This is a genomic window from Alteromonas sp. B31-7 (assembly GCF_015767655.1).
In the GTDB taxonomy this organism is placed as follows: domain Bacteria; phylum Pseudomonadota; class Gammaproteobacteria; order Enterobacterales; family Alteromonadaceae; genus Alteromonas; species Alteromonas australica.
This window is the reverse complement of sequence record NZ_CP065233.1, coordinates 2,651,773-2,677,720: the sequence shown is the minus strand read 5'-3', so window position 1 is coordinate 2,677,720 and position 25,948 is coordinate 2,651,773. Positions and strand designations below refer to the sequence as shown.

20 protein-coding genes are annotated in these 25,948 nt (G+C 38.4%); 13 read left to right on the top strand and 7 right to left on the bottom strand.

Annotation, left to right across the window (positions count from 1 at the left end; all coding sequences use genetic code 11):
- Window positions 1–106: 106 nt before the first annotated feature.
- Window positions 107–1,534 carry an undecaprenyl-phosphate glucose phosphotransferase gene (locus tag IUA53_RS11450; RefSeq protein WP_231401139.1) on the bottom strand — a complete coding sequence of 476 codons (1,428 nt, stop codon included), beginning with the start codon at window positions 1,532–1,534 and terminating at the stop codon, window positions 107–109.
- Between the two features lie 450 nt (window positions 1,535–1,984).
- Here IUA53_RS11450 and IUA53_RS11445 point away from each other — a divergent pair, with 450 nt between their 5' ends.
- The 5 genes from IUA53_RS11445 to IUA53_RS11425 all read left to right on the top strand — a co-directional run bounded on the left by IUA53_RS11445 (window position 1,985) and on the right by IUA53_RS11425 (window position 7,386).
- Entirely contained in the window at window positions 1,985–3,193 is a 1,209-nt protein-coding gene (locus tag IUA53_RS11445) for an outer membrane beta-barrel protein (protein WP_196897132.1), read from the top strand.
- A gap of 80 nt (window positions 3,194–3,273) precedes the next feature.
- Window positions 3,274–3,735: a polysaccharide biosynthesis/export family protein gene (locus tag IUA53_RS11440; protein ID WP_196897131.1), complete on the top strand. Its 462-nt coding sequence runs from the start codon at window positions 3,274–3,276 to the stop codon at window positions 3,733–3,735.
- 16 nt (window positions 3,736–3,751) lie between these two features.
- On the top strand, window positions 3,752–5,965 hold the full coding sequence (locus IUA53_RS11435) for a GumC family protein (RefSeq protein ID WP_196897130.1): 2,214 nt from the start codon (window positions 3,752–3,754) through the stop codon (window positions 5,963–5,965).
- Between the two features lie 15 nt (window positions 5,966–5,980).
- A complete protein-coding gene (locus IUA53_RS11430) occupies window positions 5,981–6,709 on the top strand; it encodes a tyrosine-protein phosphatase (RefSeq protein WP_196897129.1) in 729 nt (242 codons plus the stop codon).
- The gene (locus tag IUA53_RS11425) at window positions 6,709–7,386 is read left to right on the top strand and encodes a VpsP family polysaccharide biosynthesis protein (RefSeq protein ID WP_052364325.1); all 678 of its coding nucleotides are present in this window, start codon (window positions 6,709–6,711) and stop codon (window positions 7,384–7,386) included. Before IUA53_RS11430 ends, IUA53_RS11425 begins: the two co-directional genes overlap by 1 nt.
- Window positions 7,387–7,397: 11 nt before the next feature.
- Here the strand turns inward: IUA53_RS11425 and IUA53_RS11420 are convergent, their stop codons facing one another.
- From IUA53_RS11420 to IUA53_RS11400, 5 genes are all read right to left on the bottom strand, one after another.
- On the bottom strand, window positions 7,398–8,549 hold the full coding sequence (locus tag IUA53_RS11420) for a glycosyltransferase (protein WP_196897128.1): 1,152 nt from the start codon (window positions 8,547–8,549) through the stop codon (window positions 7,398–7,400).
- A 69-nt stretch (window positions 8,550–8,618) separates the two neighbouring features.
- On the bottom strand, window positions 8,619–9,986 hold the full coding sequence (locus IUA53_RS11415) for an O-antigen ligase family protein (protein ID WP_196897127.1): 1,368 nt from the start codon (window positions 9,984–9,986) through the stop codon (window positions 8,619–8,621).
- Window positions 9,987–10,025: 39 nt separating this feature from the next.
- Complete coding sequence (locus IUA53_RS11410) at window positions 10,026–10,601, bottom strand: hypothetical protein (RefSeq protein ID WP_044056816.1); 576 nt, start codon at window positions 10,599–10,601, stop codon at window positions 10,026–10,028.
- Window positions 10,602–10,703: 102 nt separating this feature from the next.
- Window positions 10,704–12,638, bottom strand: a complete 1,935-nt coding sequence (locus tag IUA53_RS11405) for a bifunctional diguanylate cyclase/phosphodiesterase (protein ID WP_196897126.1) — start codon at window positions 12,636–12,638, stop codon at window positions 10,704–10,706.
- Between the two features lie 8 nt (window positions 12,639–12,646).
- Complete coding sequence (locus IUA53_RS11400; protein WP_231401320.1) at window positions 12,647–13,276, bottom strand: transglutaminase-like cysteine peptidase; 630 nt, start codon at window positions 13,274–13,276, stop codon at window positions 12,647–12,649.
- 415 nt (window positions 13,277–13,691) lie between these two features.
- Between IUA53_RS11400 and IUA53_RS11395 the strand changes: the two genes are divergently transcribed.
- From IUA53_RS11395 to IUA53_RS11370, 6 genes are all read left to right on the top strand, one after another.
- The gene (locus IUA53_RS11395; RefSeq protein ID WP_044447045.1) at window positions 13,692–14,759 is read left to right on the top strand and encodes a glycosyltransferase; all 1,068 of its coding nucleotides are present in this window, start codon (window positions 13,692–13,694) and stop codon (window positions 14,757–14,759) included.
- A complete protein-coding gene (locus IUA53_RS11390) occupies window positions 14,752–15,729 on the top strand; it encodes a glycosyltransferase (RefSeq protein WP_196897125.1) in 978 nt (325 codons plus the stop codon). The genes IUA53_RS11395 and IUA53_RS11390 overlap by 8 nt, the downstream gene beginning before the upstream one ends.
- A gap of 109 nt (window positions 15,730–15,838) precedes the next feature.
- A complete protein-coding gene (locus IUA53_RS11385; RefSeq protein ID WP_196897124.1) occupies window positions 15,839–16,942 on the top strand; it encodes an oligosaccharide repeat unit polymerase in 1,104 nt (367 codons plus the stop codon).
- Window positions 16,943–16,999: 57 nt separating this feature from the next.
- Window positions 17,000–18,844, top strand: a complete 1,845-nt coding sequence (locus IUA53_RS11380) for an acyltransferase family protein (RefSeq protein WP_196897123.1) — start codon at window positions 17,000–17,002, stop codon at window positions 18,842–18,844.
- A 15-nt stretch (window positions 18,845–18,859) separates the two neighbouring features.
- Complete coding sequence (locus IUA53_RS11375) at window positions 18,860–20,095, top strand: glycosyltransferase (RefSeq protein ID WP_196897122.1); 1,236 nt, start codon at window positions 18,860–18,862, stop codon at window positions 20,093–20,095.
- Between the two features lie 105 nt (window positions 20,096–20,200).
- Window positions 20,201–21,079 (top strand): glycosyltransferase family 2 protein, encoded by an 879-nt coding sequence (locus IUA53_RS11370; RefSeq protein WP_196897121.1) that lies wholly within the window; start codon window positions 20,201–20,203, stop codon window positions 21,077–21,079.
- A 299-nt stretch (window positions 21,080–21,378) separates the two neighbouring features.
- Here the strand turns inward: IUA53_RS11370 and IUA53_RS11365 are convergent, their stop codons facing one another.
- A complete protein-coding gene (locus IUA53_RS11365; RefSeq protein WP_196897120.1) occupies window positions 21,379–22,500 on the bottom strand; it encodes a glycosyltransferase in 1,122 nt (373 codons plus the stop codon).
- 248 nt (window positions 22,501–22,748) lie between these two features.
- Here IUA53_RS11365 and IUA53_RS11360 point away from each other — a divergent pair, with 248 nt between their 5' ends.
- Together IUA53_RS11360 and IUA53_RS11355 are read left to right on the top strand one after the other, a co-directional pair.
- Window positions 22,749–23,828, top strand: coding sequence for a glycosyltransferase family 4 protein (locus IUA53_RS11360; RefSeq protein WP_196897119.1), 1,080 nt, complete (start codon window positions 22,749–22,751; stop codon window positions 23,826–23,828).
- Between the two features lie 187 nt (window positions 23,829–24,015).
- Window positions 24,016–25,863 carry a hypothetical protein gene (locus tag IUA53_RS11355; protein WP_196897118.1) on the top strand — a complete coding sequence of 616 codons (1,848 nt, stop codon included), beginning with the start codon at window positions 24,016–24,018 and terminating at the stop codon, window positions 25,861–25,863.
- The last annotated feature ends 85 nt before the right edge of the window (window positions 25,864–25,948 follow it).

The window sequence follows — 25,948 nt, the reverse complement described above, 5'->3', positions numbered from 1 at the left end:
GGAAAAAGGCGAGCAGGATGCTCGCCTTTTTTCGTTTCTGTGTGTCTTATCTTTAATGCTGACATAAACAGAAGGTACTTATGCCAGCATTAAGTAATCACATATTCTAGTAAGCGTTCTTATTAGCCAAGCCACCGAACACCGTCATAAAGATAATCTTAATATCGAACCACACTGACCAGCGGTGAATGTAATCTAAATCGTACTCTACACGCTGAACCATCTTATTGACGGTTTCTGTTTCGCCCCGTAAACCGTTGACTTGTGCCCAGCCGGTAATGCCAGGTTTCACTTTGTGGCGAAGCATATAGCCGGTAATGAGCTTTCTGTATTCTTCATTATGTGCAACCGCGTGAGGGCGTGGGCCTACAATAGACATACGCCCTTGCAGTACATTAATGAACTGGGGAAGCTCGTCTAAGGAAGAACGGCGCAAGAAACCCCCAATTTTGGTTAAGCGGCTATCATTTTTTGTGGCTTGCTTAACGACCGGCCCATTATCTTGCGTGGTCATAGACCTAAACTTGTATACCGTGATTTGCTTACCGTCTAACCCGTAGCGCTTTTGCTTAAAAATAACAGGCCCTTTAGAGGTTAATTTTACTGCGGCAGCAATACCTAGCATGGGCAAAGCCAGCATAGTAAGGAAAAACGAACTCAAAATAATATCTTCGGTACGTTTCAATACGTTACTAGCACCCTGAAAGGGTGTGTCGTAAACACTGAGTGCCTGAACAGAGCCTACAGATTGCCAGCGCGCATTTAACAAGTTGTACATGAAGAAGTTAGGGATAATATAAACATTGGCAGTAGTGTCACTGCATTTATCTAGAATGTGCCGTATTCTGCTCTCAGCACTCATTGGCAAGGCAATATAGAGATAATCAACCTCGTTCCGCTTTGCCATCTCTATGGCATCTTCAATTGTGCCTAAAACTTGATTTTTGAATTCATGCGCTAGTCTATCTTCGCTCCTGTCATCAAACAGACCGTTAAAGGTAATACCTAAATGACTGTTTTCCTGTATCTGATGTGCGACATTATAGCCAAGCTGAGTCGCACCTATAACAATAGAACGTCTAGAGTTAAGCCCTCGCTTTCTTAAACGGAACAAAAACTTCCGCATAACAAAACGCCAAATAAGTAGCGAGAAAAAACATAACGCTAACCAACCTAAAATAAGCACCGGCGCTAAATTGACCTTCGGCGAAAAAAGAAAACCCAAGGCAAAAGTACCTAATAAGCTTAACAGCCAGGTGATTGCTGCTGCCCTTAATAATTCTGGGGTTCTAAAACCGCGCCACGAACGGTAAAGCTCCATACCTTCGGCGGAAAGCTGGAACATAATAATGTAAGTACATACAAGTAAAAGATTTTCCGTAGTAACCGACGTGTGAGAAAAGCCTGTAACCACTAAAAACAAGAACGTGATAATAGAAATATCAACAAGGCGATATAGCGTAGAAAACCCATTTTGGCTTTTTACAATAATGGCTCCGTTCTTACTACGCTGAACATGGTGCTCCTGATTCAATGTAGACTGCTCCCTTTTGTGAATCTGAATAGTGTCGCTAACGTGGTTATTTAGCTATTGGGGCTAAATGTGATCGTATTTATCGCAAAAAAGGTAATAAACTTTCATAATTATGGCTGTGGGTACACTAAAGTATAAGCAAAACTGATTCCACAATCGGTTTCTGTTGAAAGTATTTTTATTTTTAGTATTCCAAGCTTATCAACAATATGTGACACTATCGTAACGGTATTCATGCTCTGTGCAGTATACGAAGAACCTTGCAATAAAGTTGCAATGTTTCATAATTAGAGTAGTAGACAGTGGCATGTATTTAGCATAGCTATGTTGGCTTCCGTTTTCTCGAAAAAACCTTTATTTTAACCACGTTGAAACGCTTAATGGTGCAATGGTAGTTAATATTGCACGGTTTTAGTTCATTAAAGCCGATATTAATTATTAGGAGCAAATATGATTGTAAGGATTAATAAGTTAGCTGCCATGATGGCAATTTTTGCCACCGCAGCCACCCAAGCACAGGACGCAGGACGTATTCAAGCCGGTAGTTTTGATATCATTCCTACGTTTGACTCTTCTCTTAGCTATATAGACAACATTACGCGTACAACTGATGATGATGAAAACATTAACAGTTGGAAAGCTACATTTTCTCCAAGAATAGTCTTAGGTACGCAAGTGAATAGTAACCCCATAAATTTGGGTTATAGAATTGAGCGAGGCGAGTACCTCACGAGTACCGACGATGATTACACAGATCATTTTTTGTCAGCCAATGGTGAATTTGAGTTAAATAGTCGACACGCTATTGATGTAAGTGCGCTATACGAAGATGGCCACGAGGATAGAGGTACAGGACTGTCTATCGGCAGTGGGGAAGATATTACGTCACCTGATACTTACAAAAGTACAGTTATTAATGCCGATTATATCTATGGCAGTGTAACATCCGCAGGGCTGCTAACATTTTCCGCATCTCGTAACACTCTTGACTACGACAAGGAAGAAGAGGCCTACTTAATTCGAGATCGGTTTATCAATAAACTTGGTGCAGAATTTAGTTACAGTATCTCACCATCTACAAATATTGTTGTCGATGTTGCAAAGTCGTTTGTTCGATACGATTATCAACCTGAGTCCGATACTATCAGAAACAGTGATGTTACAAGGGTTCTACTAGGTGCCACGTGGGAGAGTACCGCTGCTACAACGGGCTTCGCGAAGTTGGGTTATCAGGAAAAAGACTTTGAAACTACGGAACGAGATAACTTTTACGGCACCGATTGGGAAGTAGGGGTAGACTGGCAACCAATTGAGTACACCACAATTACCTTGTCAACCAGTGCAGATACAAGAGAAACAAACGGCGAAGGCGATTTAATTAGAAGTAGAGACTACGGTGTTTCGTGGAATCACGATTGGTACGATTACTTATCAACTAATGTGGGCGTTACCACTATAGACAACACCTATATTTTAAATGACGATACCATCACTGAACGTGAGGATGATTTTACCATCTATACAATGTCAGCTTCATATCAGGCAAGAAGATGGTTGAGTGTTTCGTTCTTCTACGAGTATTCAGAGTTATCGAGTAACCGAGATACCCTAGGTTACGATAGAAATAACATTGGCGTTTCATTTGAGGTTACTTTGTGAAGCTATTAACAAAATCGCTGTTTTATTTTGTTTTAATTTGTTGCTGTAGTAAGGCGTTAGCCCAAGTAGGTAACTTAGGAATGAGTCAATATCAATTGGGCTCTGGGGATAAAATAAGCATTACGGTGTTTGGTCAAAAAGATTTGTCCATGGAAATTAGGCTTCCAGATGTGGGGACTATTAATTACCCTTTTCTGGGAGAAATTAAGATAGTAGGTTTAACCACCGCCGAAGTTGAGGCACTAATATATAATGGCCTTAAAGGTGACTATCTTGTTGATCCTTCAGTATTAGTCACGTTTTTAGAATACAGGCCCTTCTTTATTGACGGAGAGGTTAAACGCCCAGGTGGCTACCCTTATCAACCTGGCCTCTCTGTTAATAAGGCTGCAGCCTTAGCGGGTGGTTATACCGACAGAGCTTCAAAAGATAATGTCATAATTGTACGTGAACTAGATGGTGTAGCGGAAGAATTGAATGTTAGGGTCTCTGATATGATCCAGCCTGGGGATATTATTACCATAAAGCAACGATTCTTTTAAGAGCGCGAGATTGAAAATGGCAGTAAATAATATGGATGATGCAGGGCAAAAAACAACGGATATGGACACAATAGACGTTGCCCACTACTTCAAAATTGTAAAACGTCACACCTTACGTATCGTGTTTTTAGCAATTACTTTTACAGTACTTGTTGCACTTCTTGTATTTAGGATGACGCCTATTTACTCATCATCAGCTACTATTTTGGTTGATTCAGAAAATACCAATCTTGTTTCTATCGAAGAAGTCTATGGTTTCGATAGCAATAGAAAAGATTACATGCAAACACAGTTTGAAATTCTGCGTTCACGTCAAATAGCTGAAAGAACGGTTAAGAAATTAAATCTCCACAAAAACGCTGATTTTATGCCAAGTGAAGATGACAAACCGTTAATGACGTCTTTAAAAGAAACACTAGCTGAAGTTCTGCCTTTTATGCCTCAAAAAATAGAAGTGGAAAGAACGGAAGAACAGCAAGAAGCGATAGACCTCCGTATAGCAACGAGTAAACTCATGCGCTCTGTCGAGCTGTCTCTTGTAAGTAAAACTCAAGTAATGGTAGTGACAGTTAATTCGGACAAACCAAAGTTGGCGGCTACCATCGCGAATGCGTTGGCGGAAGAATATATTGATAATTATCTGTTAGCTAAGCTAGAAATGACATCTAAAGCCACCTCATTCTTAACGGATAGTTTAGAAGGCTTGAAGCAGAAATTGGTGTTTTCTGAGAAGAAGCTGGCAGAATTTTTTGAGAAAAATCAAGTGGTTAATCTGGATGGTGTCGTTGGGTTAGCTGCAGACGAACTTGAGGGGTTAGGGCAGCAGTTGCTTGACGCGCAAAATGCGCTAAAACTTAATGAGACTATTTACAGACAGACCCAAACCAATAATTCCATTGAAGGCATAGCCAGTTTACCCGAGGTTTTAAATCATCCCACTATTCAAAATGTGAGACGAGACGAAGCGAAAGCCATGACAAGGGTGTCTGAATTAAGTAAGGTCTATGGGCCAAAACATCCCAACATGATTGCAGCAAATGCTGAATTAAGCTCTATTAGAGAAACTTTAGCCCTGCAAACGCGAGACTTGGTGTCTAGTATTAATAAACAGTATTTGTTGTCGAAAGAACGAGTAGAATTATTACAAGCGCAGGTCGAAGAAGCGAAATCGAACTACCGCAAACTTTCAACGTTAGAAAACCAACGTTTAGCCCTACAAAGAGAAGTGGATATTAACCAACAACTGTACGATTCATTTTTTACGCGTTTGAAAGAGACTGACGAATTAGGTGGCTTCGAAACTGCAAATGCAAGAATTTTGGATAAGGCTATTGCACCAAGTGTGCCTTCTAAACCAAATAAAAAGCTGCTTATTGCTGCTGCTTTCGTATTTAGCATCGGTTTTGGGGTATTCGTTGCCATTCTTATGGAAACGTTGAATAGCGGTATAACGTCTGTAGAAGATGTTGAGAAAAAGCTAGGGCAACGTATGTTGGGGCTTATTCCATGGATGCCCCATAAAAAGAAAACTGATTTACCCGTTAGGTCTTACTTTGACTCATCTAAGCATCAATTTGCTGAGGCGTTGAGAACACTTAGAACCAGTTTGTCTTTACTGAATATTGATAAAGAAAAACAGGTTGTTATGGTAACCTCAAGTGTGCCCAAAGAGGGCAAAACGACGGTTTCCATTAATTTAGCTTTTGCGTTCGGACAATTAAAGAAAACTATTCTTATAGATGCGGATTTGAGGCGCCCCAGTATTGGCAAGCAATTTGGTATACCCTCTTATCAACCCGGTGTGGCAAATTTGATAATGCAAACCCATAGTATTGATGAGTGTCTAAATCATGATGAAGAATCGGGTGTAGATGTTATTACCGCTGGAACTGTACCATCAAACCCTCAGGAATTACTGGCAAGTAGGGGGTTTACTGAATTGGTCACCAAGCTAAAAGAAAAATATGACTATGTGGTGATTGATACTGCACCCACGCAGGCGGTTAGTGATTCAATGATAGTGGCTGAACGAACAGACTCTATAGTCTATGTTGTAAGAGCAAACGCTACGAGTGACAAGCTAATTAATAATGGCTTATCTCGCCTGATCCAAGTTGGTCACAGAGTTGATGGTGTTGTACTTAATCAAGTTGATTTACGAAAATCTGATGTATCTTATAAATATGCCGGTTTTTACGATCAATACGGCTATACTAGTGAAAACGCATAGTAGGCTTTTGTAACCTTGATCGATATACACAGTCATATTTTACCGGGCATTGATGACGGTTCTCGCTCTCTATCGATGTCATTAGAGATGGCTAAACAAGCCGTGGAAAATGGCATTACCCATATGATATGCACACCTCATATACATTCGGGCTATTTTGATAACAGTTTAAAAACTATCAAACCAGTTTTTCACGAGTTACAACACGCACTGGTTAAGGATAAAATACCCTTATCGCTGTCGTATGGTGCAGAAGTGAGAGTTTCTGAGCAAATTCCAGAGTGGGTAGCAAACAATGCTATTCCTTTTTTAGGCACTCTAAACTCTAAAAAAGTATTGCTATTAGAAATGCCCCATAGTCACGTGCCGGTGGGGGTGGAAATGCTTATTAAATGGTTACTTTCTAAAAATATCTTGTCCGTTATAGCCCACCCTGAAAGAAACAGAGAACTTCTTGCTGAGCCTTTAAAGTTCGAGCGGCTAAGAAATACTCATGCTCTTTTTCAAATCACCGCAGGATCGCTTACAGGTAGGTTCGGTGAAAAAGTTCAGGGTTTTGCTCGTAGCTTAGTTGAAACGAAAAAGGTTCACATCGTCGCGTCTGATACGCATAATCTTACTAAGCGACCCAATGATATGAGAGAGGCATTTCAGTTCGTTTCTAACACAGACGCTGAGTTTGCGAAAAAGATCTTTGTGACCACACCCTCTCTCATTATTTCAGCAGTAAATAGTGATAAATAATGAGAAGAGTTTTTACATTAAGCTTTATTGCAGTATTGCTTTGCTCGATTTATTACGCTTTCGTGTTCGGGATTGCCCAACTTCACTATTATAATGTAAAAAACAGCCTTGATTTTTGGAGAGAAAATCCAGAGTTACTGCGACTAAAAGATGTTGATGAAAACTTAGAGCGTATTAATAGCGCAGTTGCACTAATGCCAGATAATCCATTGTATTACCAATCAAGGGGCCAAGTATTTGAATGGAAAGCAATTGTTGATAAACAAAATAGTGTATTGCTATTGCAAGAAGCTATGCAAAATTATCAAACTAGCTTGGCATACAGACCCTTGTGGGCTCCGACGTGGATAAACCTAGCCTCTGTTAAATGGAAGTTGGGGGAATTAGATGAAGAGTTTAAGCAGTATCTTGAGAAAGCGATAATCACAGGCCCGCAGCAAGCTTCTGTTCACAAATTTATAGTAAAGTTTGGATTGGCACATTACAGGGCAAGATCTTCAGGGTATGTATTGGTGTACAAGCAATTGCCAAAGCACCTCGCGCTAGGGTTGAGAAACCCTTTGAGTGAGCGCGACATACTGCATTCAATCAATATGTTTCAGTTGCAGGACTTTGCCTGTAGATTGTTAGAAGGTGAGCCGTCTCGTATACGGTCGAAGATTAAAGATTGTAGATAGCGAAAAGCGGTTTACGTATTTCGATTCATCATATTATTCACAAAGCTTGAAATTTCACTTCTAAATCGCTTTTGAGAGAATCTCTCTGCATTGTGTCTACATGCTATTTCGGAAAATTTATCAATTTGACTTTCAAATTGAGTAATTGCGTTTTCAATATGTCTCTCATGTTGCTCATGAAAATAGACTCCCGTAGGCGTTATACTGTCATTTACATCGATAACTGTCTCGGATGTGCCACCTTTACTGAAACAAATTACCGGTGTGCCGCATGCCTGAGCTTCTACTGGTACAATGCCAAAATCTTCAAAAGCAGCAAAAACAAAAGCTTTTGCGTTTTGAATAAGTTGCACCATACTGTCTTGCTCTTGGTAGCCAACGAATTCTACATTAGGAGTCGCGAGAGCTTTTATGTTTGCTAGTTCGGGACCATCACCAATTACAACTAACTTCCTCGCCTTGTTCAATGAGAATGCTTTTACAATAAGGTCTATTTTCTTGTAAGCAACTAATCTAGAGGCTGTTACATAATACTCATCCCTAGTACGTGTATTTAATGCGTACTTTTCAATATCAACTGGTGGATAGATGACGTGGGAACTTCGCTTATACACCTTTTCAATACGTTTCTTTATAAAGTTAGAATTTGAGATTATGGCGTCAATAGTATTAACACTTCTCATATCCCAAAATCGATAGCGATAAATAAGTTCTTTGGCTATCATTCTCTTTATTGGGGCTAGAACGCCTTGAATGTCGTTGATGTATTCGTGACTTAAGTCCCATGCATATCTGGCGGGGCTATGCATATAACATATATGCGGCTGATCTACGCTGGTAATAACGCCCTTCGCTAACGCTGCTGATGAGCTGATAACCACATCGTGTCGTGAAACATCAAATTGTTCTATTTGTCGAGTGCATTGAAGGAGTAAGTTTCTGTAGTATTTCTCTACAAATGGGAGCTTGTTAAGCGGGCTGACGTTTATTTTTTGGGAGCCAATGAAGTTGTTGTCTTTTTCATCGAGGAAGTTAAATAGGGTGTATATTTCACTGTTGGGATACAAATCGGTTAACTGTTGTACAACTTTTTCTGCGCCTCCCAATGTCGGTAACCAATCGTGCACTATACCTACATTTAAATCTTTCCCTGTAACAGTCATTGCAATTTCCAAACGCCTTTAAAATTATTAACTAACTTATTACATTTATTTAAAAATTAAAATCAAATATTAATAAACCTTCCTGCTTTTTAAGCCAATGCCTAAAATAACCATGAAGGTTGCAGCATTAGCCGGCGCTTGTAACGGAAAGTCAACGCTGCTGTGCATCACCATTCCAATAAATGCCATAGTACATGTGAATGCTGCTCCCAGGTATGCTTGCCGTTCTCTCTTGCGTAAAGCGTTTATAGAAGTTGCAAAGCATATTAAAGCTAATATCATCAAAATACCGCTTGCTAGCCAGCCAAATTCCATTGCAAACTGAAGGTATTCATTGTGAGCATGGTCGTAAAAGTGCTGAATTTTTTCATTCTGAACTTTGGGGTATAGGGTATAAAAGGTGCCGCCACCGCTACCTATAAACATAAATTGGCTTAAAATAGGTAAAGTGTCATCTATTACTTCATCGCGGGTTTCTTTTTCCATACTCGTCTGTTCAATTCTTTGCTTAACTTCGGACAACCCGAATATGCTACTTACAACAAGTATGTCTATAACTAACAAGCTAATAAAGAGGTATACATACGATCTGCTTTTTCGTTTGAATAGCAGCAAGCCTAGCAATGAAGTTATGGTCATAGCTACAAAAAATGCACTATTTCCCATGCGGGAGCGTGACATGATGAGTGCAATGACCATTATAACTATGCCTATACGCACCAACGCTTTTTTACTAAGTATGAAATCTAACCAGTACTTGAGAATTTCTCGCTTAGAGTTGCTCCCTTGCTTAAACTTACTGCTAGCAATTAGGTAGCCCAGCGCGGCACTGAGCGTAAGCACTAAATAATTGGCATAATGGTTTTTATAGACAAAGCTGCCAGTAGCAATATTGCTCACATTATACTTAAAAATTAAGCTTTCCTCTGTATGTAGCAAAACCTCAAAGGCACCATAGGTAGCTTGTACAATACCTGCAAGGCTGAGAGTAAGTAGAAGTAATTTAATTCTCTTGGTTGATGTGACTAAACTGAGGGTTAGCAAAAATAAACAAAAATAAGCCACCGTTTTTAGCAGTGCTATTTTACTTTGTGCTACATCAAAACTCATCGATAGGAAAGGTAATACAGACTGCTCAACACCGAGTACCCTGTCAGGCCGTAATGTTTCCACCAATTGGTAGGGTAGAGGGAAAATAGTAATAGCTTGGGCTACAATAAACAATAACGCTAGAATGAAAACAAGCCTGTTTTCTCTGATGCTTTTAAAAACAGCGGCAGAGTAAAATATCACCAAAGCGATTAAAAGTGTAAAAGTGGTTAACTCTAGTATTGCCCATGCCCATGGACGGTTAGACCCAAGAGGAATTGGAAGCCAAAGCATCAATAAAAGAAAAAGGCCGAAAACTGATTTTTCGACCTTTGAATATCTTGTCATTTTAGGCATTTGTTATTTAGATTATTGCCGAGCGTAGTCTTAGTTTGCTGAAATAGTGTCACCACCTGCGCCAGGTGTAGTATCGTCTGTTCCAGTTGGTAAATCTGCCGCCGCTGTAAGTGCATCGCCGCCTGCAGCAGTTTCAGATAGACCTGAAACATCAACACCCGCAGACACAAGGGCAATTTGAGCATTTTCAGCTGATGTGAAAGCGCCGGTTTGTAATGCTAAGTTATAAACTTCTTGTCTATTACTTGGGAATAGCATCATTGCGATAATAGCCACACTCTCAGCGTTATCAGGATAAAGCGCCATACCTGCAGCTGCTAAGTCAAAACCAGTTGTGTTGGCATCAATCAGCGCTAGAAGCTGTACAAGAAGATCTTCGTTAGCTTCTAGGTAAGCGATGGCCTCTTCAGATAAACCTGAAACATCACCTGACAGCAATGCAGCAACAACCTGTTGCACAACAGCGTCGTTTGCTGAATCGTCGTTAGTATTATCTACGATAATAGTTTTAATTTGTTCTCCAGGCTCAACGATGTCTTGAGCGCTGGCAACATTAACCAGTGATATTGAAAAAACGAGAAAAAGTAGAGCGCGAAATTTATTCATAAAAGCATCCTCAGAAGTTATTGCTTTATATAACCGTAATAATATCCCATACACTTAATATTGTATACGTATTAACCAAAAATAGTTTAGGTAATTTGGCCATTATTTCCAAATTTCAGGGCGAGCGTGAAAATATCCTTGCTGATTAGTCACTTTCAAACTCGTTAGCGTGTTGGATTCGTCTTCGCTTTCAACCAGTTCACTTATAACACCAATTTGTAAACTCGTAGCTATGCTCACTAAGCTGCTGATAAATAATTGATTGTCGCTGCTTTCATTAATTTCTTTAGTTAAGTTTCCTGAAATTTTAACAAAGTCGGGATGTATGGCTCTTAAGCCTGTTAAAGATGCCAAGTTAGCCCCAAAGTGTTCAATTGTTATCTTAGCGCCAACACTGCGAACTATTTTAGCAAAATCAATGACAGCACGCTTATTGTGAATAAGCGCATCATCTTCGATTTCAAAGACTAGCCTTGAACTAACAATTTTGTTGTCTGCAAGATAGTCTTTTAGCCATTTAACAAATTCGTCATCGCATACGGAGGCGGCAGATAAATTCACTGCAATAGTTAAATCACTAGTATGGAGTTTTCTCACAATTAATGTCGTTACAAGTGTGTCAACTTGTGGAATAAGGTTTAGTCTTTCAGATGCAGGAATAAGCTGCGACATAGGGATATACGCATCATTGGATAAGTCTTTAAATCGAGCAAATGCTTCGCAATAAATAGCCTCGTTATCCGTCATGTTTAAAATAGGCTGAATAAAAATATCGGCATTCTGGTGGGCAATAATGCCATTTAAGCGAGCGCGCCATTCCGTATTACTTTGAATATAGGAAAGCTTTGATGCTAATTGCCAGCACCTGTCTAGTTTTGTTGCGGCTAGCAGGGCGCTATCAGCCTTTTCCATAACATCAGAGAATATTTCTCCATTTGAAAACTCTGTGCCGCCTACCCATACAACCTTACTCCCATCTTTAAGCATATCAACAGCCGTTAGTTGTTGAGTTAATTCCTCTACGCGTTGGGCACATTCAGCTTGTGGGATCCCTTCCATACAAATTGCAAAATCAGCTCCTGAAACTCTAAAACAATTTGCTTTGTCGTCGTACCGAGTTACCAATTTTCGAAGAACATTAGCTGCGCGTTTGAGATATTCATCGCCCTCTGATGCGCCCTTCATGTTATTGATATGCGCTAATTGCGCTAAGCGTATAACGATTAAATAGCCATTTTCACCCGTTGCGGAAGAACTTAACAGTGCATTCAAATGACGTTTAAACGCATTTCTATTTAATAAGCCTGTAACGTAGTCTTCAAAAGCTATCGCTTTAAATTGCTCGGCTTTTTGCGATAGTTCTTTAAACATAGATTCAACAGAGTGAGAAAGCTTATTCACAGCCGCGACAATAAAAGAAAGCTCTTTTGTGAATGGCTTGTACTCTATTTGAGAAAATTCAAGCTGCTGAATATCGGTTATTTTACTGATAACGATACTAAGGGGTTTAGTAATAGCGCGTATTATAAAAAACAACACAATATACGCGACTACAAAGGCGGCAGAGAACATAATCGCGCTTTGTGTGATACTTTCCCAAAGCTTTTCATTTGCTAATCCAGGGTGGCTTTTTACAGCTAAGTAACCAGACATGTTCCATCCGTCAGTCAAGTTTGTTTCTTTAGTCGGTGGAGTGACTTCTACTACATTAGTAAACCAGGTTGGTACCGTATCAATCTTGTTTGGGTTTTCTCTCACAATAACGGGCTTTCCGTCTAAATCTGTAAGCAAAATAGTTTGGTAATAGCCGCTATCAAATATTGCATTGATCATAGTTTCTGCAATGGGGAGGCCTCCATCTTCAGAAACGTATGGACTAATAGATAAACCCAGTGAAGTCGCAGTATCCTGTGCATGTGTTGCAAGCTGCTCATTCACATATTCGCGAGTAAGTTTCACGTTTATCAAGAATGACCCGATAAATACGGCAAGCAAAAATATAAGAAGGCTTATACTAAGCTGATTCGAGAGTTTCATGGTTTTATTTATTTCCCTTCAATCACTTCATCTAGTCTGGCAATCATATCGTCCCACATTTTCATGGAACCACCGCCCCTAAGTTTTCTGCCATTACCCATTGCTTTAGCAGCCCACAACCCTTCACCGTTGAAACTATAAATTGGCGCTAAATCCCGGCGTTTATTTGCTGGGAGTATACGCTTATTTATATTGTCTAACACCAGTGGAACTGAGGTTGGAGTATCATAATATGCTAGTACCATATGAGGTTGTTTTAATCTTAATGCTGTAACGTACATAAGTCGAAGTTTCGACTCTGGAATGCCTAGTTCAATTAACGAAAAGTACTTCGCTATCGCATAATCTTCGCAATCTCCCGCACCCGTTGCAATAAACTCAATGGGCGTAGCCCAATAATCAGACACTTTCCAATGCTCGATATCGCTGACAAAATCAAATCGATTGAAAAAACGATTAACACTGTATAGCTTCTCATCAAGGTCATCAGCCTGTAAGTCTACGAGTAGTTTATTCCATTCAGATATCTCTCGTGATGCCGTATTTCCATAGCGTTCGGAAATACGCGTGTAAACCTCTTGAGTGAAAATGCTTTTTAGTGAGGCTAGCGCATTAGGAAGCAGGCACGCCACAATAATTAAGCAACTAAATCCGTACGCTATAGATTTACCTGCTAAATGGGGGCGCTGAGAGCAATTCGCTTTAGAGTAAAGGAAGAGATGAACCAAAATTAGAATCTTTGCATTTCGCCTATTAATTAAAAATGTACCATAAAATAATAATATTATGACCAAGAAAGCATATCTTTTTATTGACGTTAAACCCTAAACGTACAAATGAGTATTGAAAAAACACGTTAGTATGCGAAATGACCAAATAATAAAAAATTCTATTTAAGTCGTCGACGAGACGGTATACAGTAAAAAGTAGCAGTACAACAACTCAAGCAACGTGTTTAAAAGTTGCACTCTCGATACATATTCAATAGATCATAAGTACTCGCCTCTGCACGCAGTGGGGGGGAGGTACGCTAGAGTTAAAGGGACTTTGTACATGGCATTGGTTACAATTAACCCCATGAAATCCACAACTATCGGTGGTGTAGAAACACTTATTCGTGAAATTCAAACAAGTTTTGATGGACAAACTATCATTGAGCTTTTTCAACATACACCATCTTTAGAAAATTTCTCTGAAAACTCAAAGGTGAAGTACGTAAGTTATGGAAGCAATGGTAGCCCTGCTATTGTCCATAAAATTTTTACTAAGTTTAAACAGCGAAATATGATTGGCGAAGTTGTCACCAATCAAAAAGCGAATACTGTCGTTATTTTCCACCCAAATGATCTTCTTTATATGCCCCATCATGTAAGGTCGGCAAGTAAGATTGTTTTAGTGCAAACGAATAGACTAGACGTTTATTTCTCTGGCCTTGAAACATTTGTAATGCGTATGCTAGCTAAATATGTTGATGTGTTTACTGTCTATACTGAAATAGATAAACAAGTTGTAAATGAATGTTATGGAGGGTGGTTTAAAGAGGTTGTTGTGATACCAAGAGGATGTAAATTACCTACTGCAGAATGTGTCGCTACACCAGGGAAGGCACTTATCACGATTGCGAGAATTCACGAACACCAGAAAAATTTCACCGGGCTTATTGAAATAATGCGTAATCTTCCTGCCGACTATACGCTTTCTATTTTCGGAGATGGGCCAAAAGACGAGATAGCGCAGTTAGAGCAATTGATAGAAGGCTTCTCTAATGTCACTTTTTACGGCCCAACTTCCGACGTTCAAAGTGTGTTACGAAAACACAATATATTTGTGATGACTTCCCATTACGAAGGGTTTGGCCAAACGCTCATTGAAGCGAGAAGTCAAGGTTTGCCTACCATTGCTTACGATACCTTCGATGCGCTGCAATGGGTTATAAAAAAGGATGAGAACGGCTATATAGTTCCCCCTTATAATGTTGATTTGTTCGTAAATGCAATTAGAACGATTGCTGAAAGCAAAGAGACTTACCTAAGCCTGTCTGAAAATGCGATTAAATTTGCACGAGAAACTGAGAAAGAAAACATAAACAAGCTTTGGTCGAGTACGTTAAGTTATGAATAGCATTAAATATTCAATCATTATTCCTGTATTTAACAATCAAACTGGCATCAGCCAAATAGTAAATACGTTTGTATCTATGGGCTGCCTAGGCACAGTAGTTGAACTCCTTATCATTGACGATGGTTCTGTCAAACCTATTACGGTAGAAGCAATAGAGGGGGTTAATTTAATAAGGCAAACGAATACCGGAGTGTCTGGAGCTCGTAACAATGGAATAAAGGCTGCGAAAGGCGAGTATATAGCCTTTTTGGATTCTGATGATTTTTATGACTCTGATGTTATCGGAATGTGGGAATCGGCGACCAGAGAAAGCCAGAATGCAGAGCTGTTAATATTTGATTCCAGAATAATAGATCGTATAAATAATAAAACACTCTACCAAACTCACAAATGTGCACCAGGCATTTATTCTGGTTCGAATGCGCTTAAAAATTATTTTAACAAAGAAATATTTAGTCATATTTGTAGTATTCTTTGTAAACGGGAATTTTTGCTGGGTAAAGGTATTTTTTTCAACCAGAAACTCGCACTATCTGAAGATGTACTGTTTATGGTTGAATGTATAAACAATGCCGAGTGGGTGCATATTGACCAACGTAGGTATTACAATTACCTCATTCACAAAGGCTCGGTCACTAATGTAGTGGCTACCGAAAAGGTGCTTAATCATTTTGAAGCATTCGACGTAATTAAGAATATACCTGTATCTGACAATACGACTAAGTATAAAAACTATTTTGTAGCAACGATGTATCTTAATTACTTGTTTAAACTTATATCTAATAAATGCAATAGCTCTCGCGTAATTGATGAAACATTGGCAAGGAAAACCTACTTGCAGGTAAATTTGAAAAGTAGTTTTTCCATAAGGTATTTTGCTACATTAGTTTTCAAAATACTTAGTTTTTTTCCCTCCGCAATCTTAAAGCCAATGCTAACTAAAGCCTGTAAAGTTCGACATGAATATTAAACGAATTGTATTTTATTTGCTCTGTGTATTATTGCCGTTTGAGAACACGGCTTTAGCCTCAATTGGTGGCGTTTTTACCGCGCCGCTTGGTATCATTTTGGTGCCTGTTATGCTGCTTCTTATTCTTACCGATATCCGCAAACTTCCAGCTTTCGATTTAAATGTAATTAAGTTCTTTTTCTTAACGTTAGGGCTTTCTTTTGTAAGTTTGCTTTTCTTTTTAGAGTTCGATACGGGGTTTCTCATTGATAGAGGAAGCAGATTTGTCTTAATTGTTATCCCTACGTTCACGGTTTTCTTGTTTACAATGCGGCAAAGTATGCAAACTATGGTTACAGGGTGCTTCATACTTTCTTGTATGATTTTTCTTATTTATTTAGTGAATTTATTGGCGCCAAGTGTGGTAAACACCCCCTCATTTTTGCAGCACAATGCAGCTTTCTCACCGCACCGTATGCGTGGTTTTACATTAGAAGCTAGTACCTTTGCGTTTCAGTTTGTTTTGGCATGCTTATTGTTTTGTCATATAAAAAAAATTAGACCGCTTTACAGCATCATTGCAATTAGTTTACTCACATTCATTACTACATCGAAAGGCGGTGTATTAAGCTTTATGTTAGCTTTTTTTCTCTCGTACATAATCTGTTTTTTCAGGGTATCTACAAAAGTAAAATATTTAAGCTCTGCATTATTAATACCGCTGGTATTACTTGCTTCTCAAGACTCGATTGCGGCCATGTTTGCAACGGATATTCAAAAATATACTAGCGTGGCTACTCGTTCAACTATTTCACTAACTGCAATAGTGTCTTTGTTTCATTATCCCATTGGTGCTGGTTACTTTGGTTTTCTTCCTAGCATTTATAACTGTGGCCCTATAGCTATGGATATATTGGATTACCTTTTCCCAAATACATTTAATTACAGTGAAGTAATGAAATACTTTGTGGTAGGCCAAGTGAAAGGTGTAGGAACAAAAACGTTTTTAATGGACTGGTTAATTATCGGTGGCATGGTATTTTTGTTTTTTTACATAAAAGCAATCAGGTACTTCTTAAATAAACTCAATCAAAAGAAAGATTTTTATTTGTACGTCATGTTTTTGTTTGTTGTAGTGTCTACCTCTTTCTATATTCCTGCGGATGGCCACTATATAGCGCCACTAGTGGTTGCTTATTTAATGAAAAGCTTGAATGAAAAACGCTTAGCTTGAATGCGCGTTATTACTACAGCTAAAGCGTATATGACACTTTATTGTTAAGGCAATTTAATGAAATTTAGAACTGACATTAATGGATTAAGAGCACTAGCTGTTGCATTTGTGGTTATTTTTCATTTTGACGAAAGCCTATTGCAAGGTGGTTTTGTTGGTGTAGACATCTTCTTTGTAATATCTGGCTTTCTTATGACGGGTATTGTATTAGGTAAGCTAGAATCGAATAACCTTTCGATTTGGCAGTTTTATTTGTCACGGGCAAATCGAATACTGCCAGCACTTATCTTTTTGTGTGCGGCATGGCTATTTATAGGTTATTTTTTATTTTCGCTTATTGACTATAAAGCGTTGGCTAAAGATAGTATTGCTTCAATTTTATTTTTATCAAATTTTTCTTATTGGAAAACATCTGGATATTTTGCTGCGGCTGCAAATGAAAAGCTTCTCTTACATACTTGGTCTTTATCAGTTGAATGGCAGTTTTATCTCATATACCCAGTGGTTCTAGCGGTCATTTACAGGTTGCTAGGTTTAGGTATAACAAAATTAGCCCTAATTATAGGTTTGATTCTCAGCTTTTTATTTAGCATTTATTTTTCTGAAAGCCATAGTGTAGCGTCGTACTTTTTGTTGCCAACGCGAGCGTGGGAAATGCTACTGGGGGGAATTGCGTTTGTTTACCCACTATCACTTAACGAAAACGTAAAAAGAATTGCGCATGTAGTTGGTGTTATACTCATGCTGGTATCAAGTTTTGTGATTTCAAGTGAAATGGCTTGGCCTGGTTATATGGCTCTGCTGCCATGTTTCGCGACCTATCTAGTTCTTATATCGAATCAGCAACGCTCACCAATAACAAACAATATTGTTGCCCAGTTTTTAGGCAAATGGTCATATTCCATTTATCTATGGCATTGGCCTATAGTAACGTTAGGTTACTACTATTCTTTAGAAAACTGGTTTTTAATCGGTATTCTACTTTCAATTGTTGCCGGAGCATTGAGTTACCACTTTATAGAGAGTGCTAATTTAAGCAACAAAATACCTTTAACCCGTTTTTATAAAGCTAAACCTATCATATTGAGTATTCCCGTTATTGCAGTGTGTGCATTTATTATTGCTAATAACGGTGTGGCAACAAGGTTTAGTGGAGAGCAACGGGAGTTGAATTTACAAGCTTTAGAAGCTATTGGTGATTTTGATTATCCAGAGCCAAATTTGAGAGTGGCGGGGCATGATGTCCGTTTTATTGAAGGCACGTCACAAGATAATATACTTTTTATTGGTGCTAGTCATATAGAGCATACTTACCCCTTTGTAAAAAAATATAACGATTTTTATAATGTTTATTATTTGACGAAGGGCGGTTGCTTTTTAACTGCTTCTATGGAGAACCCCAAATGGAGTTGCGATAATATTAAGAATGTTGGAAAGTTCTTGGAAATAGTTAGACCCGTTAAAATAGTTACGTCTTATTACGCGTTAGATGGCTACCTTCCTGATAATGAATCAAAAAAAGATTCTACTCTTAAAAACCGTATTCTTGAATATGGGAAAGTATTGAAAGAATTTTCATCTGTGGCTCAAAACGTTTATATTCTAACCGAAGATCCTCGTTCTAAAAAATTCGATCCTAAAGTAATAGCCCGAACAGGAACATCATTGAAAATTCCTGTCGAGGATATTATTAATTCTTATCATTTGCATAATAAAGCATTAAACGAAATAGACCTTGCTGAAAATATAGAAATAATCAGACCCATAGAGTATTTATGTAGCCGGTTTTGCGAGGCTAGATCTTTAGATGGAGATTTTTATTTTAAGGACAGTAATCATTTTCGTCCTTGGTATGCTCAAAAAGTGATGAGTTATTTGTCACCAATAATTAAGCCTAATTAAAGGGTTACTTTTTAGATGAAAAAAGTTACGTATATCTTAAAGTCATTTCCTGTCTTGTCACAAACCTTCGTGATAGATCAGATTAATAATTTAATAGAGAATGATTACGATGTAAGAATAGTTTCTCTTTCTCAAGAAAAAGTTGACGAGAAAATTCAATCAAGTATTTCTAAATTCAATCTGTTAGAACGAACGGAATTTATATATACCGGAAAGGGTAAATTAGGAAAGTTAGCTAGATTAATCTTCATTATAGTATTTTCCTTATTCACTGTAATTCGCGCTAAGTCAGTTATAGCATTGGCATTTCATCTGGTAAAAGCAAGAGACTTTAAAAATGCAGTTAATTCACTAAGGCTGTATCATTTTCTTTCTTGTAATACTCAACTATCGGAGGCACATAAGAAAGGTGTGTTCATTGCTCACTTTGGTCAATTTGGTGTAATAACTCAAAGCGCGATAGATACTGGAGTCATTACAGGCAAACTTCTCACTGTATTCCACGGCTATGAAATGAGTGAACACGAACAAATCAAGATATGGAAAACAAGGTATGTTGGCTTGTGTAAAGGGAATAATCAGTTATTACCCATTAGTGATTTTTGGAAAAAGCGATTGATTGAATGGGGAGCGTCTGAGGAGCATGTATCGGTTCTGCACATGGGGGTAGATACACAATCTTTACCCTTTCAGCCTAAGCCTTTGAAAAATATTATAAACATACTGACTGTAGCAAGAGCTACCGAGAAAAAAGGGCTAACCTATGCCTTTGAAGCGGTTAGTTTAGGCTTGTCTTTTCCCTATGAATATAACTACATTGGTAATGGTCAGCTGGTTCAGCAATTAAAAGATCAAGTGGAGCAGGCTAATACGGAAAATATAAATTTCCTGGGTGCGCGCTCTCATAGTGAAGTTAAAGAATACCTGCGTAAAGCAGATATTTTTCTTTTACCCTCGGTGATAGACACTCAAGGTGATATGGAAGGTATTCCGGTTTCACTGATGGAAGCCATGGCTGCGGGCATTATCGTCATTTCTACAGAACATTCTGGTATTCCTGAGTTGATAGAGAATGGTGTTAACGGATTTCTGGCACCAGAGAAAGATGCAGTAGCGTTAAATAAAATAATTAATCAAGCTGTATCGCGAGCAGACTTAGCTCAAATTAGAGAAAATGCAAGAAAGAAAGTTGAAGATGAATTTAATTCTGTTAATTTAACCCAAGAACTAATAAATTTTATAGAGCAGTAGTAAATAATACGCTGTGGATAGAAAGTTGTGGCCTTGATAATGATGTGAACATAGAGTCTAGACTATCTGCTAATAAATCTTTGTATCATACTTATGGAAAGCACTATGATAGAGACTAACCCTCTAGTAACTGTAATTATACCCACATACCACGATTGGCCGCGTTTATCTGCTTGTTTAGATGCGCTTAAAATGCAAAGTTACAGCGCAAGCCTTATAGAAATATTTGTGGTAAATAATGATCCTCAAGATACGCCACCACCTATGGAACTTGCTGAAAATGTTACTATTTTGGCTGAAAGTAAACCTGGTTCTTATGCGGCTAGAAACTTAGGCTTATCAAGAGCGAACGGAAAGTTGATATTTTTTACTGACTCCGATTGCAAACCTGCTAGTGACTGGATTGAAAGTGCAGTAACTATATTTAATGCGTCTCCCGAGGTTAAAAGAATTGCTGGCAGGGTGAAAGTATTTTCAGCGCACGAAACTTTTAAGTTAGTAGAGTTATACGATTCAGTATTTGCATTTCAACAGGCCGATTATGTGGAAAGTGGCTTTGCTGTTACGGCCAATTTAATCGCTCGACGTGAATGTTTTGAATTGATTGGCCCATTTAATTCTGACCTAATGTCTGGCGGTGATGTTGAATGGAATTTAAGAGCGACTGAAGAGGGGCTTACCATGCGTTATTATGATAACGTGATGGTTCAGCACCCCGCACGAGATTCATTAAAGGAATTGCTCATAAAGGCGAAAAGGGTTGCTGGTGGGCGATATAAGAAAGAACGCACGGAGGCCATTAAATGGTCGTTTACCAGAGGCATATTGCCTCCTGTTGGCGCTTATAAAACAATAGTGCATGCAAAGCTGCAAAGCACCAAAAACACTGTCATACTGTTTTTTCTTTTTTATATGCTTAAAGTGTACACTTCTATAAATATTTGGCTTTTGGCGCTCAACTTAGCGCAGCCTTCAAGAAAGTAGCAAGTGAGCGATTAGTTTTGAGCGATGCAGTAGCTTAGGTAATCACATCCACGCTAATGTCTCGCTCGACCAACTAAGTGTTTCAGTTCCAAAGTGCAAGTTTCCTGTTAGTTCATTACGAAAAAGTAATTGCCCTGTGTATGCTCTGTTGAAGGGCACCCCTGCACAACCTTGAAACAAAGTTGATGCTAGAAATACCTTTATAAAGGCTCGCCTATCTAATGAAGTCATTTTGTTAGATTATTTTTTAAGGTTATAAAATAGCGCAGACAGCTATCATTAAGCAATCTACCCGCGGTCTACTTACTATAAATTTCAATAAAGTTTTTTAAAAAGGACTCTTCGTTAAAATTCCTATAGCAATATTCGAAAGCCTCTTTTCGTACCACATCTAGCTTTTCTCCTTCGTTTAAAATAATTTTAACTTGTTCAGCAATGGCGCGCGCATTCATTTCATAAATAGGATACTGCAATCTGCCGTTGTTTAAAACTTCCGCTAATCCACCGTTTAGGCTCGCTATAACTGGCACGCCTTTACGTATTGCTTCAAGTGGTACATAGCCAAATGACTCTATATAAGAAGGGTGAACCACTATGTCGCAGCGCTCAATTTCTTCGTCAACGTTATCGATGTAGCTGTTAATAGATATGCTATCTTGTATGTTTAAATTTTGTGCTAAGGCTAATAATGAGTTTTTTTCTTCTCCTTCTCCAAAAATTTTTACCTTTACCTCTATTCCTGCAGATATCAGAAGCTTAGCAGCTTGTATGAGTAATTTATGCCCCTTCAGTGGTCTTAAAAGACCAAATGAACCTATTATTATCGTTTTTTTGGGGTCAATCACTCGTGGTTTTAACTGATGAAACTTCTCTTTAAATTCTATTCCGTTATAATTTAGGCAAAACTTTTGAGATTGTTTGTGTACTTTACCGACATACTGCGTCATAGAATACTTCGACTCAAAAACAAGAGTGTCGGTTAAATAATACAGTGCCTTTTCTACCAGCGTATAGACTTTGCTTTTAGCTATACCAAACATTGAGTGTAAGGAGCCACCATGTGCAGTGTATATAACCTTTGCGCTCACTAATTTTCCAACAAGCCTCGCGTAGAGCCCACCTTTGGCTCCATGCCCGTGAACTACATCAGGTTTAATCTCTTTAAGATACTTATAAATTTTGAATAAATTTGATAGGTCAGAAAAATTAGGTTGGTCTACTATGGGTAAGTTTAATATTCGTGTTTGGTACGAAGAATTACTTTCAATGAAATTGAAGTATTTAACATCGCCACCTTGCTCGTTGGTTATAAGATAAAACTCAAAATTTTCCCCTTGGAGGCCTTCGACAATAGAAAGTATATGTTTTCGAATACCACCTTCGGGGGCTCTCACTATTTGAATAACTTTTTTCTTCACCATCAATCCTTGTTGGTTTTTATGGGTTGTTATCTATTTGTTAACATTATAGCGCTGTTGAAAGTTATACTAAAGTATAAATTCTTGAGTTTGTGTAATTGAGGCCTTTCAGATATTTGTCATTTTTATGTATCACATAGGTGATACTTTCCTTCACATGTTAGCCTTATAGCTATACGTATAAAAAATTCCTTTTTAGCACGGCATTATCTTTGCTTACTTCACACTATTTTTAATTGAGTAATTTATAAATGAGAGTTTTGCATATTTGCGAATCGGTTACGGGAGGTATTGCGACCTACCTGAACGAACTTATACCTCACCAAATAAGCATATATGGGATAGAAAACGTTAAGTTAATTGTTGCTAGCGAGCAACTAGAAGAGCTTACCGTACCACTTAGTATTATTGATACATTTGAACAGCTAAACAGAAGGAGTGTGCCAGTCCAATGGAAAATGGCCCGTACATATTTAAAGGGTGTTAATGAGTTTCAACCCAGCGTGGTTCACCTTCATAGTACGTTTGCTGGTTTTTGGTTTCGTCTACCTTTGCTATTCACACAAAAGAAACCATACAAAATAGTCTATTGTAGCCATGGTTGGGCATTTGATATGCAAAAGCCCATTTGGGTTAAGCGTTTATTTGCTTTTATAGAAAAAAGCCTTTTAGGGTGCACTGACAATGTAGTGTGTATAAGTGAACACGACAAACGATCTGCTGTGTCTTTTGGGATTGCGAAAGAAAAGCTAAAAGTTGTTAGAAATACAGTAGAGCTAGCAGAAGATGAAATTCTCCCTATATCGTTAGATAATGATTTTATAAATTATTTATACGTAGGGCGTTTCGATAAGCAAAAAGGCTTTGATGTTTTGGCTGAGGCTGTTCGATTAAGTAACAATAGCAAGTTTCGTGTTTATTGTATTGGTGGCGCAGTGGTATCAAACACTGATACCGCAGAGTGCTTTAAAGATCCCCGTTTAATTGCATTAGGCTGGAAGCAAAAAAAAGAAGTCTTACAGTATATGAAGGGGTGCGATGGACTTATTGTACCGTCTAGGTGGGAAGGGTTCGGATTAGTAGCACTAGAGGCGCTAGTGTGTGGTTGCCCTGTATTTCACAGTGGGGCAGGAGGGCTAGCTGAAATATTACCTAATAGTGAATTTTCGATACAACTAGAGCAGCCAATAAAACAGTCTCTTGTTCGCTTATTTAATACCGCTGATAAAAAGTGGCTGTTTTCTACAAAAGAAAGGTTAAACAGCGAATATACATTGACCTATACAATGCGAGATCTCGCGGATGCATTGGATGAAATTTACTCTAGTTAATCTGCAATTATAGGCTACATATGTAACGAGCACCATTTTCGTAATACGGTTCTCGATATTGAAAATGTAATATTCGATGAGAGACATTTGTCTCAGTATGGCTCTCGTGTAATGTGGAAGTATATAAGTACGAAGTTACCCTAACTTATTCTTACATTAGTATCGTAAACAGCACGGGAGACTTCTTATGATCGATCTTAAAGCGCTTGTACAACCTAAAATAGAAAGTATAGATAAACTAGCCCAAACATTACTGCGAGCGTTTAATCTAGTTAACTTCCAAAATGTTACAGACATACTTAATTTTCGAAACCATCAAGCGGGTGACTTGTTATATACCAAACAAACTAAATGGGTGGTCATCACTGAACAGACGCCATTACCCCTAAATGATGGCCTTTATTTAAAGGCCCTTGGTGATGTTTTTGTTGAAGATTTCAATGATGGAGATTTAAGCCAATCGGAATATGTCCAGCTCGCCAACAAATATTGTATGGCAGCAAGTTCCCGTAACAGACTGGTTTTTGATGCAAATGTTGTTTACGAGTTTTCAAGCAATACATCCTTCGATATCTATGTAGAGTCGGGCGGTTGGTATTGCAGCGGGATCTGTAAGTTACATTGGAAAAGTGCCCCTAAGGCCGGATACGCCGTTAAAATATTAGGCCGATTTAAGTATGGCCATCATTACGCGTCTTTGGTTAATAACTCAAACTACCATCCATTAGAAGGTTTCAATATTGGTAGTTACAACAATATGTTAGCAGGTATAGGCTTATGTATTGGGCATTCAGAATCGCTTCGTTCTATGAATGGGGCAGTGGTTACCAGTAAGTTCACCATAGCACGTGTATCGGTTTTCGACTTTGATGACGTTGTTAGCTTTTACCCTGGGGTGTGGGCTTGTGAGCTGCGGCAAGTTAATACTATGGGGGGCTCTTGGCAGACCCCTTTTTATTTTAATGGCATTGATTTTGGTGAAAGTATAAAGCTAACAAATTGCTTTATAGCCGATAACCATCGAAGAGTGGCAGATAATGAACTAGGTAAGGTTAATTTTAACACAGGTGAGTTCATCATTTACGGAAGTTCATTTAATAACATGCGTGTTGTTATTAATGGTGATGCTGTAGTGAAGATGAACTGCCCGCATTTTGAAAACCCTCAATCTACCGCCAAAAATAAGCGTTTTTTAGAGGTTATAGGTTCACATGCCTATTGTGTGTTGGATAAGCCCCAAATAGTGATTAGAGACACGCCAATTTACAGCACCTTGTTCTACTGCAAAGCGGGCTCCAGCAAAAATAAGCACCCTTACGCTGGCGGGTTAGTATTTATAAGCCCTAGCTACAACGCGGCGCCCAATTATCGCCCCGATTTAGCCGCGTATCAAGATGATGGCATTGAATATGAAAGCGATGGCTACTTAGAACTGGTTGGTGGCGGTGGTCGAGTTTATCTTGAAGGGGGGGCGCATATTAACTCCCTATTTTATACAGATAGCCCAATTCCAATCGCGAAGAATTTGGTTGGAAGGTATTTGCTGAATGGTGATTTTAAACACTCAAATAGTTCTAGTTTTCCTATTGGGTGGAGAATGTTAGGAGATTTTGGGGAAATACGAGCATTAAGTATAAATGGAAAGGAAATGCTGAAAATTCAATGTGCTGCCGGGCAGGCAAGTTCAATTGGTATCTCTCAAAAAATGGACTGTTACTCAAGTAGCCTTTGTATGCTGGCTGTGCGGTATCATTGTGAAAAACTTACGAAGAATACTGATAATTCATTCGTTTCAATTGAAACTGTTTTTTATTCAATGACTGAGAGTGAAATTGCAAGCGCTACACGCAAAACCTCAAAGTTAAGAGACACTACAGTTTCAGATATGACATCTGGGAAGTTAGTTCGCATAACATCACCTATTCCGGATAGAGCGTATCAAGTAGAGATAAAAGTGCTATTTTACTCGGATATAGGTTCTAATGAGAAAGGTGGTGGTATTTTGATAGATTCCATTATTGCCAACGTCATATAATAATTTTATGTTATGCATTAGCTTTTCCAAAGCAGTATTTTTTATTAAACATTTTTATATGGTTGTTTTTATTTTAATAATGATT

What these genes read in the sequence shown, in the direction of transcription:
- IUA53_RS11380 (WP_196897123.1), top strand. Translation starts at nt 17,000, where the DNA reads ATGAAATTTAGAACTGACATTAATGGATTAAGAGCACTAGCTGTTGCA.
- IUA53_RS11425 (WP_052364325.1), top strand. Translation starts at nt 6,709, where the DNA reads ATGAGAAGAGTTTTTACATTAAGCTTTATTGCAGTATTGCTTTGCTCG.
- IUA53_RS11395 (WP_044447045.1), top strand. Translation starts at nt 13,692, where the DNA reads ATGGCATTGGTTACAATTAACCCCATGAAATCCACAACTATCGGTGGT.
- IUA53_RS11365 (WP_196897120.1), bottom strand. Translation starts at nt 22,500, where the DNA reads ATGGTGAAGAAAAAAGTTATTCAAATAGTGAGAGCCCCCGAAGGTGGT.
- IUA53_RS11415 (WP_196897127.1), bottom strand. Translation starts at nt 9,986, where the DNA reads ATGACAAGATATTCAAAGGTCGAAAAATCAGTTTTCGGCCTTTTTCTT.
- IUA53_RS11445 (WP_196897132.1), top strand. Translation starts at nt 1,985, where the DNA reads ATGATTGTAAGGATTAATAAGTTAGCTGCCATGATGGCAATTTTTGCC.
- IUA53_RS11375 (WP_196897122.1), top strand. Translation starts at nt 18,860, where the DNA reads ATGAAAAAAGTTACGTATATCTTAAAGTCATTTCCTGTCTTGTCACAA.
- IUA53_RS11435 (WP_196897130.1), top strand. Translation starts at nt 3,752, where the DNA reads ATGGCAGTAAATAATATGGATGATGCAGGGCAAAAAACAACGGATATG.
- IUA53_RS11440 (WP_196897131.1), top strand. Translation starts at nt 3,274, where the DNA reads ATGAGTCAATATCAATTGGGCTCTGGGGATAAAATAAGCATTACGGTG.
- IUA53_RS11370 (WP_196897121.1), top strand. Translation starts at nt 20,201, where the DNA reads ATGATAGAGACTAACCCTCTAGTAACTGTAATTATACCCACATACCAC.
- IUA53_RS11360 (WP_196897119.1), top strand. Translation starts at nt 22,749, where the DNA reads ATGAGAGTTTTGCATATTTGCGAATCGGTTACGGGAGGTATTGCGACC.
- IUA53_RS11420 (WP_196897128.1), bottom strand. Translation starts at nt 8,549, where the DNA reads ATGACTGTTACAGGGAAAGATTTAAATGTAGGTATAGTGCACGATTGG.
- IUA53_RS11390 (WP_196897125.1), top strand. Translation starts at nt 14,752, where the DNA reads ATGAATAGCATTAAATATTCAATCATTATTCCTGTATTTAACAATCAA.
- IUA53_RS11355 (WP_196897118.1), top strand. Translation starts at nt 24,016, where the DNA reads ATGATCGATCTTAAAGCGCTTGTACAACCTAAAATAGAAAGTATAGAT.
- IUA53_RS11385 (WP_196897124.1), top strand. Translation starts at nt 15,839, where the DNA reads ATGCTGCTTCTTATTCTTACCGATATCCGCAAACTTCCAGCTTTCGAT.
- IUA53_RS11405 (WP_196897126.1), bottom strand. Translation starts at nt 12,638, where the DNA reads ATGAAACTCTCGAATCAGCTTAGTATAAGCCTTCTTATATTTTTGCTT.
- IUA53_RS11410 (WP_044056816.1), bottom strand. Translation starts at nt 10,601, where the DNA reads ATGAATAAATTTCGCGCTCTACTTTTTCTCGTTTTTTCAATATCACTG.